The organism is Streptomyces indicus (assembly GCF_900100315.1).
In the GTDB taxonomy this organism is placed as follows: domain Bacteria; phylum Actinomycetota; class Actinomycetes; order Streptomycetales; family Streptomycetaceae; genus Streptomyces; species Streptomyces indicus.
The window spans coordinates 229,623-245,209 of record NZ_FNFF01000010.1 but is presented as its reverse complement, the minus strand read 5'-3'; the positions used below and the strand labels follow the sequence as shown (position 1 = coordinate 245,209).

The window sequence follows — 15,587 nt, the reverse complement described above, 5'->3', positions numbered from 1 at the left end:
CCGTAGGAACGGGACCGGTAGCTAGGCGGTGAGCGCCCGTACCGCCGCCGTCAGCGGGGCCCGCAGCTCGGTGGGCGTGACTCGCTCCACGCGCACGGTGTCGCATCCCACCCAACTCGCCGCCTCCACCAGGGCCTTGGCCATCGGCTCCACCGCCTTCGCGGTGTCGAGCGAGGCGTGCCGGGCCACCAGGGTGCTGCCCTCGCGCGCCGGGTCCACCCGGCCGAGGAGCTTGCCCCCGGCGAGCAGCGGCATCGCGAAGTAGCCGTACACCCGCTTCGGCTTCGGCACGTATGCCTCCAGGCGGTGGGTGAAGCCGAAGATCCGCTCGGTGCGCGCCCGCTCCCAGATCAGCGAGTCGAAGGGCGAGAGCAGCGTCGTACGGTGCCGGCCGCGCGGTGGCGAGGCGAGCGCCGCCGGGTCGGCCCAGGCCGGCTTGCCCCAGCCCTCGACCTCCACGGGCACCAGGCCGGAGTCCGCGACCACCGCGTCGAACTGCTCGCTCTTGAGGCGGTGGTAGTCCGCGATGTCCGCGCGCGTGCCGACCCCGAGGGCCTCGCCGGACTGGCGGACCAGGCGCCGCAGGCATTCGAGGTCGTCGAGGTCGTCATGGAGCAGGCGGTCCGGGATGGCGCGCTCCGCCAGGTCGTACACCCGCTTCCAGCTGCGGCGCTCGGTGCAGACCACCTCGCCGTACATCAGCGCGCGCTCCACGGCGATCTTGGAGTCGGACCAGTCCCACCACTCGCCCTTGTTCTTCGCCCCGCCCAACTCCGTGGCCGTGAGCGGACCTTCGGCCCGGAGCTGCTTGATGACCTGCTCGTACGCCCCGTCCGCCAGCTGGTGGCCCCAGTGCGGCCGGTCGCGGTAGGCGCGGCGCCGGAATGCGAAGAGCGGCCACTCCTCGACGGGCAGGATGCACGCGGCATGCGACCAGTACTCGAAGGCGTGCGTCTCCGTCCAGTACGCGTCCTCGACCGTCCTGCGGCCCACGGCGCCCAGCCGCGCGTACGGAATCAGCTCATGGGAGCGGGCCAGCACCGAGATCGTGTCGAGCTGCACCGACCCCAGGCTCCGCAGCACTCCGCGCACCCCCGCGCGCCGGTCGGGCGCCCCGAGGAACCCCTGGGCGCGCAGCACGATGCGGCGGGCCTCGTCGGCGGAGAGCGGGACGGCGGCAGGCGTGGAGGTCATGCACGTACGGTACGAGGCGGGACTGACAATCGCCGCCCGGTGGGCCGCAGTTCAGCCCTGGGCCGGCAGATACGGGTCCTTCGACGGCAGCCCGAGGTCGCTCGGCAGCAGCGAGGCGACCCAGCAGTCCCGGCGGGTCCCCTTGTTCAGGAGGCTGGAGCGCGCGACGCCCTCCATCTGGAAGCCGGCCTTCTCGGCCACCGCACGCGAGGGGTGGTTGCCGATCTCGGCCTTCCACTCGATGCGGTCGGCGCGCAGCTCCTCGAAGCACCAGCGCGTCACCGCGCGCACGGCCTCCGTCATATAGCCCTGGCCCCGGTGGTCCTTGACCGCCCAGAAGCCGATCTCGCGGGAGTTGCCGACGCGCTCCATCAGGCCGGTCACCGCGACGAGCCGCCCTTCGCGGTCCAGGACGGCGAAGCAGTACTCCTTGCCGCTCTCCCAGGACTCCGGGGCTATCGTCCCGGCGAAGCTCTCCGCGTCCTCGCGGCGGTACGGCACGGGAGTGGTCGTCCAGCGACCGACCTCGGGGTCCTGGCAGGCGGCGTACACCGCGTCGATGTCCTGGGGGCCGAGCGGGCGCAGGGTGAGGCGGTCGGTGGTGAGCGTGACGTGGTCCATCACGGGATTGTGCTCGCAGGCCGTCGATCCTGGCCAGTGGGTTTCCTCGTGACCCGGAGCGCGGCCGGCCGAGCCATGCGGACTCCGGGTGCTGCCGACCAATGCTGCCGACCCCGGATCGCGACCGGCCCCGTCCTGCGGACCCCGAAGCACCCCCGGCCGACTCGTGCGGCACCTTCCGGGCCTCCCGCCCGTTGGACCTGATGGTGGACCTCCCGGCGCAGCGGGCTCCTCGCATACGATGGCCGTTGCGGTGGGGCCACCTGCCGTACCCGTATCACCACAAACCGACCGCCAGGCCGCCCGACCGGCAAGGAGACCAGCCCTCGTGTCCGTCCTCACCAAGCTCATGCGTGCAGGCGAAGGCAAGATCCTGCGCAAGCTGCACCGCATCGCGGACCAGGTCAACTCCATCGAAGAGGACTTCGAAGGCCTCTCCGACGCCGAGCTCCGTGCCCTCACCGAGGAGTACAAGGAGCGCTACCAGGAGTACGTCGAGAGCGAAGGCAAGTCCGGCGACAGCCTGGACGACCTGCTGCCGGAGGCGTTCGCCACGGTCCGCGAGGCCGCCAAGCGCGTCCTGGGCCAGCGGCACTACGACGTGCAGATCATGGGCGGCGCCGCCCTGCACATGGGCTACGTGGCGGAGATGAAGACCGGTGAGGGCAAGACCCTCGTCGGCACGCTGCCCGCGTATCTGAACGCGCTGTCGGGCAAGGGCGTCCACCTCATCACGGTGAACGACTACCTGGCCGAGCGGGACTCCGAGCTGATGGGCCGCGTCCACAAGTTCCTCGGCCTCAGCGTCGGCTGCATCCTCGCGAACATGACTCCGGCCCAGCGCCGCGAGCAGTACGCCTGTGACATCACGTACGGCACGAACAACGAGTTCGGCTTCGACTACCTGCGCGACAACATGGCCTGGAGCAAGGACGAGCTCGTCCAGCGCGGCCACAACTTCGCGATCGTCGACGAGGTCGACTCCATCCTCGTCGACGAGGCCCGTACGCCGCTGATCATCTCCGGCCCGGCCGACCAGGCCACCAAGTGGTACGCCGACTTCGCCAAGCTGGTCACGCGCCTGAAGAAGGGCGAGGCCGGCCAGCCGCTCAAGGGCATCGAGGAGACCGGCGACTACGACGTCGACGAGAAGAAGCGCACCGTCGGCATCCACGAGTCCGGTGTCGCCAAGGTCGAGGACTGGCTGGGCATCGACAACCTCTACGAGTCGGTCAACACCCCGCTCGTCGGCTACCTGAACAACGCCATCAAGGCGAAGGAACTGTTCAAGAAGGACAAGGACTACGTCGTCATCGACGGCGAAGTCATGATCGTCGACGAGCACACCGGCCGTATCCTCGCCGGCCGCCGCTACAACGAGGGCATGCACCAGGCGATCGAGGCGAAGGAAGGGGTGGACATCAAGGACGAGAACCAGACGCTCGCCACGATCACGCTCCAGAACTTCTTCCGCCTCTACAAGCGCGACGACTACGAGAGCGGCCTGTCCGGCATGACCGGTACGGCCATGACCGAGGCCGCCGAGTTCCAGCAGATCTACAAGCTGGGCGTCGTGCCGATCCCGACCAACCGGCCGATGGTCCGCATGGACCAGTCCGACCTCATCTACCGCACGGAGAAGGCGAAGTTCGACGCGGTCGTCGACGACATCGCCGAGAAGCACGAGAAGGGCCAGCCGATCCTGGTCGGCACCGTCTCGGTCGAGAAGTCCGAGTACCTCTCGCAGCAGCTCTCCAAGCGCGGCATCCCGCACGAGGTGCTCAACGCCAAGCAGCACGACCGTGAGGCGATCATCGTCGCCCAGGCCGGCCGCAAGGGCGCCGTCACGGTCGCGACCAACATGGCCGGCCGTGGTACGGACATCAAGCTCGGCGGCAACCCCGAGGACCTCGCCGAGGCCGAGCTGCGCCAGCAGGGTCTCGACCCCGAGGAGCACATCGAGGAGTGGGCGGCCGCGCTGCCCGCCGCCCTCGAGCGCGCCGAGGAGGCCGTCAAGGCGGAGCACGACGAGGTCAAGGAGCTCGGCGGTCTCTACGTGCTCGGCACCGAGCGCCACGAGTCGCGCCGTATCGACAACCAGCTGCGCGGTCGTTCCGGCCGTCAGGGCGACCCCGGCGAGTCCCGCTTCTATCTCTCCCTCGGCGACGACCTGATGCGCCTGTTCAAGGCGCAGATGGTCGAGCGCGTGATGGCCATGGCCAACGTGCCGGACGACGTGCCGATCGAGAACAAGATGGTCACCCGCGCCATCGCCTCCGCGCAGTCGCAGGTCGAGCAGCAGAACTTCGAGACGCGTAAGAACGTTCTGAAGTACGACGAGGTCCTCAACCGCCAGCGCGAGGTCATCTACGGCGAGCGCCGCCGCGTCCTGGAGGGCGAGGACCTGCACGAGCAGATCCGCCACTTCATGGACGACACGATCGACGCGTACGTGTCGGCCGAGACCGCCGAGGGCTTCGCCGAGGACTGGGACCTCGACCGGCTGTGGGGCGCGTTCAAGCAGCTCTACCCGGTGAAGGTCACCGTCGAGGAGCTCGAGGACGAGGCCGGCGACCGCGCCGGTCTGACCGCCGAGTTCATCTCCGACGCGATCAAGGAGGACATCCACGCGCAGTACGACGCGCGCGAGGAGCAGCTCGGCTCGGAGATCATGCGTGAGCTCGAGCGCCGCGTCGTCCTCTCGGTCCTCGACCGCAAGTGGCGCGAGCACCTCTACGAGATGGACTACCTCCAGGAGGGCATCGGCCTGCGCGCCATGGCGCAGAAGGACCCCCTGGTCGAGTACCAGCGCGAGGGCTTCGACATGTTCACCGCCATGATGGACGGCATCAAGGAGGAGTCCGTCGGCTACCTGTTCAACCTGGAGGTCCAGGTCGAGCAGCAGGTCGAGGAGGTCCCGGTGGACGCCGCCGAGAAGACCTCGCTCGCCAAGGACGAGCCGCAGGACGCGGTGCCCGCGGGTGCCCGCCCCGAGATCCGCGCCAAGGGCCTGGAGGCTCCGCAGCGCCGCGGCGGTCTGCACTACTCCGCCCCGACCGTGGACGGTGAAGGCGGCGTCGTCGAGGGCGACTTCGTCGAGGACGCCCCGGACGGGCCGGTGCGCTCCGCCGCGGACGGCATGACCCGCGCCGAGCGCCGCAAGGCGCAGAAGGGCGGCCGTCGCCGCAAGAAGTAGGTCTGGTTCAGTCGGTAGTACGTGGCCGGGGTCCCGCAGGGTGTGCGGGGCCCCGGTTCCGTATGCGCGTGGCTTGTACGCGGCTGTACGCGGCGCCGGAAGGTAAGCGGCCGCTGCGGACCTTCTACGCGGGTGTACCCACCTCGACCGCCGCGCACTTCCAGCGCCGGTCCGGGCCCTGCTCCAGGCGGAAGGCCATGGCCCGCAGCTGCTCTCCGGCCGCGATCCTCGCGAAGGCCTCGATCACGCCGTCCTCGGGCCGGTGCTCGCCGCACTCGCGGATGACGGGCCGGGTGCCGCGGGCGCGCAGCGGGGTGCGCGGGGCGAGCCGCGAGAGCTGGTCGTAGGCCTCGCCGACCGTGTGGTTGAGCATCCAGTGCACCGGGCGGTGGCCGCTGAGGACGGCGAGCAGGCGCTCGGCGAACCAGTAGCGGATGACGGCCTGGCGCTGCTGGACGGGGACACGGCGCGGTTCGCCGGGGCGCCGGGTGTCGCGCCGGGTGGCCGGGCCGCGCGGTGCGGGCGTGCGGCGTGAGGTCGGACGCGTCGTGCCGATGGTCATGGCGGATCCCCGTTCTGCCGGGCCGGGCGTTGTTACCCGGCGGTAGCTCTCGGGGTTTCTTGTACGGGGAGCGCGGGTGCGGCCGCAATGCGGGGCGGTGCGTGTCGGGGGCGCCGGCGGGGTTCACCTATCAGGGTGGCCGGGCGCCGTGACGGTGGGCTCGTCGGCGGCGTGGAGGGGCGTCGGGTTGACGTCGTACGGTGCCCGGGCGGCAACTCGAAAGGGGACGTCCGGACGTATCCTGAAGGCCGTCCGGCGTGACGGGATCCCCCGCGCCGGGCCGTGACCTGGCCTTCTGTCCCCTGACGAAAGCGGCGACTTCATGCGTGTCTACGTCCCCCTGACACTTGCCGGTCTCGCACAGGTGCACAAGGCGTCCGAGGTCGGACCGGGACCGCTGACCGCGTACGCCGTGACGCCGGCGCTGCGGGAGTGGTACGTGTCCGACGACATCGAGGAGCTGGAGTACGCGGCGCTCAACCGTGCCGCCGCCGCTTCGCTGCGGATGCTCGCGGGTGACCCGGCGGCCGTGCCGCGCCGCGTCGTCGTCGCGGTGGACGTGCCGGACGCGGACGCGGTGGTCGACCCCGACCGCGGTCTCGACCCGGGGGCGCTGGGCGAGGTCCGGCTCGCGAAGGCGGTGCCCCTGGCCAAGGTGGCGGCCGTGCACGTGGACGCGGACGAGGCCGTGAGCGATGTGGCGGCCGCGGCCTCCGCGCTCGGGGCGGCGGACCTCGGCGACGACGACGCGCAGTTCACGGTCGACGGCGCCGAGGACCATGAGCTGCTGTGGTTCGCGACGCAGGAGATCCCGAACCTGATCGGCTGAGGGCGCGTGAACCTGATCGGCCGGCAGCGCGGCCCGCTCGGCAGCGGCGTTGTCAGTGGGCCCCGATAGCCTGGAAAGGGCTTCGGCCCCCGGGCGGGAGGGGACTGTTTCGGGGGCCTGGGAAAACTGACTGTGGGCTGTGGGGCCCACGACCCCCGTACCAGACCCGGCTACTCGGCCGGACGCAGCGCCGCCAGACGCTCCGCGAACGGGACCACCTCGAAGCCGTCCGCCGGGTCCACCGAGGTGATCGCGCCGTGCAGCGAGCGGGGCGCGATGGCCGCGGCCGTGTCGACGTCCGGAGCGGTGTTCCGAGCTGTGTCCTGAGCGGGGTCCGAGTCCGCCGCGGTGCCGCCGGGCGCCATGAAGCGCGCCAGCTCCCGGCCCGCGCGGGTGATCCGCTGCGCAAGACCCTCCTCGCCCCAGTCCTCCGAGGCCGCGTACACGGCGGTCGGCAGGACGAGGGCGCGCAGGTACGTGAACAGCGGACGCAGCGCGTGCTCGGTGACCAGCGAGTGGCGGGCCGTGCCGCCGGTGGCGGCGACGAGCACCGGCTTGCCCGTCAGGGCGTCCTTGTCGATGACGTCGAAGAACGACTTGAACAGGCCGCTGTACGACGCGGCGAAGACCGGCGTGACCGCGATCAGTCCGTCGGCCGCCGCCACCGCGTCGAGCGCGGCGGCGAGCCGGGCCGGCGGGAAACCGGTGACGAAGTGCTGGGCGATCTCCGTGGCGAGGTCGCGCAGTTCGACGACCTCGACCTCGACCCCGGCGTCCACGCCCGCCACGGTCGCCGCCGCGAGGCGGTCGGCCAGGAGCCGCGTGGACGACGGGGAGCTCAGCCCGGCCGAGACGACGACGAGCTTCACTTCGAACTCCCTTCGGGGGCAGCAGACTTGGCGGACGACTCGGCGGACGGCGTGGCGGCCGACTTCGCGGCCACCCGGGCCGCGTGCGTCGGTGCGTCCGGCACGTTCGCCGGCTTGAGGTTCGCGAACTCCTTGCGCAGTACCGGGACGACCTCCTCGCCGAGCAGGTCCAGCTGCTCCAGGACGGTCTTCAGGGGCAGGCCCGCGTGGTCCATCAGGAAGAGCTGGCGCTGGTAGTCGCCCACGTACTCCCGGAAGGACAGCGTCCGTTCGATGACCTCCTGCGGGGAGCCCACGGTCAGCGGGGTCTGGGAGGTGAACTCCTCGAGCGACGGGCCGTGTCCGTACACCGGTGCGTTGTCGAAGTACGGGCGGAACTCGCGCACCGCGTCCTGCGAGTTCTTGCGCATGAACACCTGGCCGCCGAGGCCGACGATCGCCTGCTCCGGGGTGCCGTGCCCGTAGTGGGCGTAGCGCTGCCGGTAGAGGTTCACCATCTGCTTCGTGTGGGAGGTCGGCCAGAAGATGTTGTTGTGGAAGAAGCCGTCGCCGTAGTACGCGGCCTGCTCGGCGATCTCGGGGGAGCGGATCGAGCCGTGCCAGACGAACGGTGCGACCCCGTCGAGCGGGCGCGGCGTGGACGTGAAGGACTGCAGCGGGGTACGGAACTTGCCCTTCCAGGTCACCACGTCCTCGTCCCAGAGGCGGCGCAGAAGGGCGTAGTTCTCGACGGCGAGGTCGATGCCGTCGCGGATGTCCTTGCCGAACCACGGGTAGACCGGGCCGGTGTTGCCGCGGCCCATCATGACGTCGACCCTGCCGTCCGCGATGTGCTGGAGCATCGCGAAGTCCTCGGCGATCTTCACCGGGTCGTTGGTGGTGATCAAGGTCGTGGAGGTGGACAGGATCAGGTTCTCGGTGCGGGCGGCGATGTAGCCGAGCATCGTCGTGGGCGAGGACGGGACGAACGGCGGGTTGTGGTGCTCGCCGGTCGCGAAGACGTCCAGACCGACCTCTTCCGCCTTGAGCGCGATGGCCAGCATCGCCTTGATCCGCTCGTGCTCGCTGGGGGCGCGACCGGTGGTCGGGTCGACCGTGACGTCGCCGACGGTGAAGATCCCGAACTGCATGGCTGCTCACCTTCGCTTGTTGTTGATTGTTCAACTATATCAGCGAACGGCGAGCTGGGCACGGGTATTCCCCGGCTCGGAGCGCACGGGTATTCCCCGGCCCCGAGCGGGGTTGTCGGTGGGAGTGGGTACGGTCGTCGCATGGGGAAGCAAGCGCACATCGTCTGGGACTGGAACGGGACGCTGTTCCACGACATCGACGCGGTCATCCAGGCCACCAATGCGTCGTTCGCCGAGATCGGGCTCGCGCCCATCACGCTCGAGCGGTACCGCGAGCTGTACTGCGTGCCCGTGCCCAGGTTCTACGAGCGGCTCATGGGCCGGCTGCCCACCGACGAGGAGTGGGTGGTCATGGACGAGGCCTTCCACCGGCACTACTGGGCGTTCGCCGAGTCCTCCGGCCTGGCCGACGGGGCGAGCCGGCTTCTCGGTGAGTGGCAGGACGCCGGTCTGACCCAGTCGATGTGCTCGCTCGCTCCGCACGACCGGCTGCTTCCGATCGTGCGGACGCACGGGATCGAGGGGCGGTTCGTGCGCGTGGACGGGCGCGTGGGGGATTCGACGGACGGCAAGGCGCTCCAGATGGCGCGCCATCTGGCTGCGCTGCCCGCGGTCGACCCCGCCTGCGCCGTCGTGATCGGCGACGCGGTGGACGACGCGCTGGCCGCGGCGCATGTCGGGGCGCGGGCCGTGCTCTACACCGGGGGTTCGCACAGCCGGGCCAGCCTCGCCGCGGCGGGGGTGCCCGTGGTGGACACCCTCGCCGACGCAGTGGCCGAGGCGGAGCGGCTGGTGGCCTGAGGGCCCGCGCAGCCCGGCGGGTACGCGTGGGCTGCAGGGCTCCCATGGGCTGCCGGGCCGGTGCCGCACCGGTCTCGCGCGGGCCGCCGGGCCGGGACCGCCCCGGAAGGTCGGGTCACCGGGGCCTTCGTCCGCAGCGCCGTCAGGTCACCGGAGCCTTCGCCCGCAGCACCGTCAGGAACTCGCGCATCCACCGCGAGTGGTCCGGCCAGGCGCGCGCGGAGACCAGCGTGCCGTCCACCACGGCCTCCGCGTCCTGGAAGGTCGCCCCCGCCGACTGCATGTCCAGCTCCAGGGCGGGATACGCCGTGACGCGGCGGCCGCTCAGGCTGCCGATGGCCGCCGTGAGCAGCGGGCCGTGGCAGATCTGCGCCACCGGCTTGTCCGTGTCGAAGAAGGACTTGAGGATCTTGCGGAGTTCCGGGTCGTTGCGCAGATACTCGGGCGCGCGTCCGCCCGGGATCACCAGGGCCACGTACTGCCCGGGGTCCACCTCGGAGAAGGCCAGGTCCGCGGGCCAGGTGTAGCCAGGCTTCTCGGTGTACGTGTCGAAGCCCGGCTCGAAGTCGTGCACCACGAACTGGAGCTTCTTGCGGGCCGGTGCCGCGATGTGCACGTCGTAGCCCTCTTCGCGCAGCCGCTGGTAGGGGTAGAGGACCTCCAGGGACTCCGCCGCGTCGCCGGTCACGATCAGGATTTTGGCGCTCATCTCCGCTCCCGCTCCCCTCGGATGGTTCGAAGATCCGCTCCCGGGCGCCCGGTGGGACGGCCCGGGCCGTCCCGGCCAACGTGCATCGCCGGGGCGCCTTTGCCAAGGGGGCGCGGGCCGATCCACGGGGTGGTACGGCTCGATCGCGCACTCCGGTGCGGGCGCCGCGTCCACCGGGCGCGGTCCGAAGATGCGCCCGTTACGCCGCGTACGGCCGCCGCGTCGCTGTCCAGACTGTCAAAGTTCGCCCCCAGCTTTTGTACACATACGGCCCATGACGGTCCCCCTCCTCAGGGCGATAGCCTGTAGGGCGTGATCAGTGCGATAAGCCGCGGGGGCGCCGGTGCCCCCTGCCTTCGCCCGGCCGACCGCCGGGCGCGGGAGGCCGCTGGGATCCTCCGGGGCGCGCCCACCATATTGGCCGGTTACGCCCCTCGCCTTTCCGACCACGGCATACCGTCGACTGCGACCCACCACCCCGAGTCGCGACGTTGTGCCGTAATTGTCATGAGTGATCACACTTCCTTCTACGTCACGCAACGGCGCGCGACAGGAGCCAGAGGACATGCAGACCAAGCTGGACGAAGCCAAGGCCGAGCTGCTCGCGAGGGCCGCCCGGGTCGCTGAGCACAGCCCGGTCGGAGGTCACCTTCCGACCGGCGCTGCGAGGGAGGGCACCGCGGACAGTGCTGTCGGCGACACCGTCCTCACGTATCTCCAGCGCTACTACCTGCACACCGCCCCCGAGGACCTCACCGACCGCGACCCGGTCGACGTCTTCGGTGCCGCGCTTTCGCACTACCGCCTCGCCGAGAACCGGCCGCAGGGCACCGCCAACGTCCGGGTGCACACCCCGACCGTCGAGGAGAACGGCTGGACCTCCAGCCACTCGGTCGTCGAGGTCGTCACCGACGACATGCCCTTCCTCGTGGACTCGGTGACCAACGAGCTGTCCCGGCAGGGCCGCGGCATCCACGTCGTCATCCACCCGCAGGTGGTCGTGCGCCGTGATGTCACCGGCAAGCTGATCGAGGTCATCGCCGACAACACCGCGGCCCAGGCCGCGGCCGACGCCGGCCATGAAACGCTCGTCGAGTCCTGGATCCACGTAGAGATCGACCGCGAGACCGACCGCGCCGACCTCAAGCAGATCACCTCCGACCTCCTGCGCGTCCTGTCCGACGTGCGCGAGGCCGTCGAGGACTGGGAGAAGATGCGCGACGCGGCGCTGCGGATCGCCGAGGAGCTGCCCCAGGAGCCCACCGCCGACGACCTGCGCGAGCAGGACATCGAGGAGGCCCGCGAGCTCCTTCGCTGGCTGGCCGCCGACCACTTCACCTTCCTCGGCTACCGCGAGTACGACCTCACGGACGACGACTCGCTGGCCGCCGTGCCCGGCACCGGCCTCGGCATCCTGCGCTCCGACCCGCAGCACGCGGGCGGCGACGAGGCCCACCCGGTCAGCCCGTCCTTCAGCCGGCTGCCCGCCGACGCCCGCGCGAAGGCCCGCGAGCACAAGATCCTGGTGCTCACCAAGGCCAACAGCCGCGCCACTGTGCACCGCCCGAGCTACCTCGACTACGTCGGCGTGAAGAAGTTCGACGCGGACGGCAACGTCGTCGGCGAGCGCCGCTTCCTCGGTCTGTTCTCCTCGGCCGCGTACACCGAGTCCGTGCGCCGCGTCCCGGTGATCCGCCGCAAGGTCGACGAGGTCCTCAAGGCCGCGGGCTTCTCGCCCAACAGCCACGACGGCCGCGACCTGCTCCAGATCCTGGAGACGTACCCGCGCGACGAGCTCTTCCAGACCCCGGTCGACGAGCTGCGCCAGATCACCACGAGCGTCCTGTACCTCCAGGAGCGCCGCCGGCTGCGGCTCTACCTGCGCCAGGACGAGTACGGCCGCTACTACTCGGCCCTCGTCTACCTGCCGCGCGACCGCTACACCACCGGTGTGCGGCTGCGGATCATCGACATCCTCAAGGAGGAACTCGGCGGCACCAGCGTCGACTTCACCGCCTGGAACACCGAGTCGATCCTCTCCCGGCTGCACTTCGTCGTCCGGGTCCCGCCGGGCACCGAGCTGCCGCAGCTCTCCGACGCCGACAAGGAGCGCATCGAGGCCCGCCTCGTCGACGCCGCCCGCTCCTGGGCCGACGGCTTCGCCGAGGCGCTCAACGCCGAGCTCGGCGAGGAGCGCGCGGCCGAGCTGCTCCGCAAGTACACGGGCGCCTTCCAGGAGGGCTACAAGGCCGACCACTCGCCGCGCGCCGCGGTGGCCGACCTCGTCCACCTCGAAGCCCTGGGCAAGAGCGAGCAGGACTTCGCGCTCTCGCTGTACGAGCCGGTCGGCGCCGGACCCGGCGAGCGCCGCTTCAAGATCTACCGCACCGGCGAGCAGGTCTCGCTCTCCGCGGTCCTGCCCGTGCTGCAGCGCCTGGGCTGCGAGGTCGTCGACGAGCGCCCGTACGAGCTGCGTTGCAGCGACCGCAAGAGCGCCTGGATCTACGACTTCGGCCTGCGCATGCCGAAGGCGAACGGCAACGGGGACTACCTCGCGGACGACGCCCGCGAGCGGTTCCAGCAGGCCTTCGCCGCCGTGTGGACGGGCGAGGCCGAGAACGACGGCTTCAACTCCCTCGTCCTGCGCGCCGGTCTGAGCTGGCGCCAGGCGATGGTGCTCCGCGCGTACGCCAAGTACCTGCGCCAGGCGGGCTCCACGTTCAGCCAGGACTACATGGAGGACACCCTCCGCAACAACGTCCACACCACCCGGCTCCTCGTCAGTCTCTTCGAAGCGCGGATGTCCCCGGACCGCCAGCGCGCGGGCACCGAGCTGACCGACGGGCTGCTCGAAGAGCTCGACGGCGCCCTCGACCAGGTCGCCTCGCTCGACGAGGACCGGATCCTGCGGTCCTTCCTCACCGTCATCAAGGCGACCCTGCGCACGAACTTCTTCCAGGAGGCCGCGGGCGGCAAGCCGCACTCGTACGTCTCCATGAAGTTCGACCCGCAGGCCATCCCCGACCTGCCGGCGCCGCGCCCCGCGTACGAGATCTGGGTGTACTCGCCCCGCGTCGAAGGCGTGCACCTGCGCTTCGGCAAGGTCGCGCGCGGAGGGCTCCGCTGGTCCGACCGGCGCGAGGACTTCCGTACGGAGATCCTCGGCCTGGTGAAGGCGCAGATGGTGAAGAACACCGTCATCGTGCCCGTCGGCGCCAAGGGCGGCTTCGTCGCCAAGCAGCTGCCCGACCCGGCCGTCGACCGTGACGCGTGGCTGGCCGAGGGCGTGGCCAGCTACAAGACCTTCATCTCGGCGCTGCTCGACATCACCGACAACATGGTGGCCGGAGAGGTCGTGCCGCCCGCCGACGTCGTACGCCACGACGAGGAGGACACCTACCTCGTCGTCGCGGCCGACAAGGGCACGGCCACGTTCTCGGACATCGCCAACCAGGTCGCCGAGTCGTACAACTTCTGGCTCGGTGACGCCTTCGCCTCCGGCGGCTCGGCGGGCTACGACCACAAGGGCATGGGCATCACCGCCCGCGGCGCCTGGGAGTCCGTGAAGCGGCACTTCCGCGAGCTCGGCGTGGACACCCAGACCGAGGACTTCACGGTCGTCGGCGTGGGCGACATGAGCGGTGACGTCTTCGGCAACGGCATGCTGCTCTCCGAGCACATCCGCCTGGTCGCCGCCTTCGACCACCGGCACATCTTCATCGACCCGAACCCGGACTCGGCCGTCTCCTACGCCGAGCGCCGCCGCCTGTTCGAGCTGCCCCGCAGCTCCTGGGCCGACTACAACACCGAGCTGCTCTCCGCGGGCGGCGGGATCTTCCCCCGTACGGCCAAGGCGATCCAGCTCAACGCGCACATCCGCGAGGCGCTCGGCATCGACTCGGGCGTCGCCAAGATGACCCCGGCCGAGCTGATGCAGGCGATCCTCAAGTCGCCCGTGGACCTGCTGTGGAACGGCGGCATCGGCACGTACGTGAAGTCCTCCGTCGAGTCGCACACCGACGTCGGCGACAAGGCCAACGACGCGATCCGCGTCAACGGCGGGGACCTGCGCGTCAAGGTGGTCGGTGAGGGCGGCAACCTGGGCCTGACCCAGCTCGGCCGCATCGAGTTCGCGCAAGCCGGCGGCCGCGTCAACACCGACGCCATCGACAACAGCGCGGGCGTGGACACCTCCGACCACGAGGTGAACATCAAGATCCTGCTCAACGCGGTCGTGGCCGACGGGGACATGACGGTCAAGCAGCGCAACAAGCTGCTCGCCGAGATGACCGACGAGGTCGGCCGCCTGGTGCTGCGCAACAACTACGCGCAGAACACCGCCCTGGCCAACGCCCTCGCGCAGTCCTCCAGCATGGTCCACGCCCAGCAGCGCTTCATGCGCACGCTGGTCCGCGAGGGCCGGCTCGACCGGGCTCTGGAGTTCCTGCCCACGGACCGCCAGATCCGCGAGCGCCTCGCGGGCGACCAGGGCCTGACCCAGCCGGAGACGGCGGTGCTGCTCGCGTACACGAAGATCACCGTCGCCGAGGAGCTCATCCACACCTCGCTGCCCGACGACCCGTACCTCCAGAGCCTGCTGCTCGCCTACTTCCCGACCGCGCTGCGCGAGAAGTTCACCGAGCAGATCGAGGCGCACGCGCTGCGCCGCGAGATCGTCACGACGGTCCTGGTGAACGACACGGTCAACGCGGGCGGCACCAGCTTCCTGCACCGGATGCGCGAGGAGACCGGCGCCTCGCTCGAAGAGGTCGTACGGGCGCACACCGCGGCCCGCGAGATCTTCGGGCTCGCCGGGGTGTGGGACGCGGTCGAGGCCCTGGACAACACGGTCGCGGCCGACGTGCAGACCCGGATCCGGCTGCACTCGCGCCGGCTCGTGGAGCGCGGCACCCGCTGGATGCTCAACAACCGCCCGCAGCCGCTCGAACTGGCCGAGACGATCGGCTTCTTCAGCGCGGGCGTGCACCAGGTGTGGGGCGAGCTGCCGAACCTGCTGCGGGGCGCCGACCTCGAGTGGTACCAGCAGATCTTCGAGGAGCTCACCGCGGCGAACGTGCCGGAGGAGCTGGCGCAGCACGTCGCCGGGTTCTCCTCGGCGTTCCCGACGCTGGATATCGTGGCCATCGCCGACCGCGTGGGCAAGGACCCGATGGCCGTCGCCGAGGTCTACTACGACCTCGCCGACCGCCTGACCATCACGCAGCTGATGGACCGGATCAGCGCCCTGCCGCGCACCGACCGCTGGTCCTCGATGGCCCGCGCGGCCATCCGCGAGGACCTGTACGCGGCGCACGCGGCGCTCACGCAGGACGTCCTGTCGGTGGGCAACGGCAGCGCGACGCCCGAGCAGCGCTTCAAGCAGTGGCAGGAGAAGAACGCCGCGATCCTGGGCCGCGCGAAGACCACCCTGGACGAGATCCAGGGCTCGGACTCGTTCGACCTGGCGAACCTGTCGGTGGCGATGCGCACGATGCGCACGCTGCTGCGGTCGCACTCGTAGCGCGGTAGCACGTCGGACACGGCGAAGCACCCCGGAGCCCTCGGCTGCGGGGTGCTTCGCCGTTTCCCGGCCGGAAGCAGCGGGGCACCCGTGCCCCTACACGGCACTTATGCGGTCAAATCAGGCATTTGGGTTAAGGTGGGTCCGATTGTGTA

Annotated in this window: 10 protein-coding genes; 4 read left to right on the top strand and 6 right to left on the bottom strand. The window is 70.5% G+C overall.

Annotated features, from left to right (window positions below):
• Window positions 1–21: 21 nt before the first annotated feature.
• On the bottom strand, window positions 22–1,194 hold the full coding sequence (locus BLT97_RS24220) for a winged helix-turn-helix domain-containing protein (RefSeq protein WP_093613647.1): 1,173 nt from the start codon (window positions 1,192–1,194) through the stop codon (window positions 22–24).
• A 51-nt stretch (window positions 1,195–1,245) separates the two neighbouring features.
• Window positions 1,246–1,815, bottom strand: coding sequence for a GNAT family N-acetyltransferase (locus BLT97_RS24215; RefSeq protein ID WP_093613645.1), 570 nt, complete (start codon window positions 1,813–1,815; stop codon window positions 1,246–1,248).
• 328 nt (window positions 1,816–2,143) lie between these two features.
• Here BLT97_RS24215 and secA point away from each other — a divergent pair, with 328 nt between their 5' ends.
• Window positions 2,144–5,011 (top strand): preprotein translocase subunit SecA, encoded by a 2,868-nt coding sequence (secA, locus tag BLT97_RS24210; protein ID WP_093613643.1) that lies wholly within the window; start codon window positions 2,144–2,146, stop codon window positions 5,009–5,011.
• Between the two features lie 124 nt (window positions 5,012–5,135).
• Here secA and BLT97_RS24205 read toward each other — a convergent pair whose 3' ends face one another.
• Complete coding sequence (locus tag BLT97_RS24205; protein WP_093613641.1) at window positions 5,136–5,573, bottom strand: Rv3235 family protein; 438 nt, start codon at window positions 5,571–5,573, stop codon at window positions 5,136–5,138.
• A gap of 322 nt (window positions 5,574–5,895) precedes the next feature.
• Here BLT97_RS24205 and BLT97_RS24200 point away from each other — a divergent pair, with 322 nt between their 5' ends.
• Window positions 5,896–6,402: a DUF6912 family protein gene (locus tag BLT97_RS24200; protein WP_093613639.1), complete on the top strand. Its 507-nt coding sequence runs from the start codon at window positions 5,896–5,898 to the stop codon at window positions 6,400–6,402.
• A 170-nt stretch (window positions 6,403–6,572) separates the two neighbouring features.
• Here BLT97_RS24200 and BLT97_RS24195 read toward each other — a convergent pair whose 3' ends face one another.
• Entirely contained in the window at window positions 6,573–7,271 is a 699-nt protein-coding gene (locus BLT97_RS24195; protein ID WP_093613637.1) for a CE1759 family FMN reductase, read from the bottom strand.
• Window positions 7,268–8,401 carry an LLM class flavin-dependent oxidoreductase gene (locus tag BLT97_RS24190; protein WP_093613635.1) on the bottom strand — a complete coding sequence of 378 codons (1,134 nt, stop codon included), beginning with the start codon at window positions 8,399–8,401 and terminating at the stop codon, window positions 7,268–7,270. Before BLT97_RS24190 ends, BLT97_RS24195 begins: the two co-directional genes overlap by 4 nt.
• 141 nt (window positions 8,402–8,542) lie before the next feature.
• On the opposite strand from BLT97_RS24190, the gene BLT97_RS24185 reads away from it, so the two are divergent.
• Window positions 8,543–9,202, top strand: coding sequence for an HAD family hydrolase (locus BLT97_RS24185; RefSeq protein ID WP_093613633.1), 660 nt, complete (start codon window positions 8,543–8,545; stop codon window positions 9,200–9,202).
• Window positions 9,203–9,344: 142 nt separating this feature from the next.
• On the opposite strand, the gene BLT97_RS24180 is transcribed toward BLT97_RS24185, so the two are convergent.
• Window positions 9,345–9,911, bottom strand: coding sequence for a DJ-1/PfpI family protein (locus BLT97_RS24180; protein WP_093613631.1), 567 nt, complete (start codon window positions 9,909–9,911; stop codon window positions 9,345–9,347).
• 565 nt (window positions 9,912–10,476) lie between these two features.
• Between BLT97_RS24180 and BLT97_RS24175 the strand changes: the two genes are divergently transcribed.
• Window positions 10,477–15,432: an NAD-glutamate dehydrogenase gene (locus BLT97_RS24175; RefSeq protein WP_093613629.1), complete on the top strand. Its 4,956-nt coding sequence runs from the start codon at window positions 10,477–10,479 to the stop codon at window positions 15,430–15,432.
• Window positions 15,433–15,587 lie beyond the last annotated feature (155 nt).

Excerpts from the sequence above, each read along its gene's own strand:
- BLT97_RS24220 (WP_093613647.1), bottom strand. The coding sequence starts at position 1,194 with ATGACCTCCACGCCTGCCGCCGTCCCGCTCTCCGCCGACGAGGCCCGC.
- BLT97_RS24215 (WP_093613645.1), bottom strand. The coding sequence starts at position 1,815 with ATGGACCACGTCACGCTCACCACCGACCGCCTCACCCTGCGCCCGCTC.
- BLT97_RS24205 (WP_093613641.1), bottom strand. The coding sequence starts at position 5,573 with ATGACCATCGGCACGACGCGTCCGACCTCACGCCGCACGCCCGCACCG.
- BLT97_RS24200 (WP_093613639.1), top strand. The coding sequence starts at position 5,896 with ATGCGTGTCTACGTCCCCCTGACACTTGCCGGTCTCGCACAGGTGCAC.
- BLT97_RS24190 (WP_093613635.1), bottom strand. The coding sequence starts at position 8,401 with ATGCAGTTCGGGATCTTCACCGTCGGCGACGTCACGGTCGACCCGACC.
- BLT97_RS24185 (WP_093613633.1), top strand. The coding sequence starts at position 8,543 with ATGGGGAAGCAAGCGCACATCGTCTGGGACTGGAACGGGACGCTGTTC.
- BLT97_RS24180 (WP_093613631.1), bottom strand. The coding sequence starts at position 9,911 with ATGAGCGCCAAAATCCTGATCGTGACCGGCGACGCGGCGGAGTCCCTG.
- BLT97_RS24175 (WP_093613629.1), top strand. The coding sequence starts at position 10,477 with ATGCAGACCAAGCTGGACGAAGCCAAGGCCGAGCTGCTCGCGAGGGCC.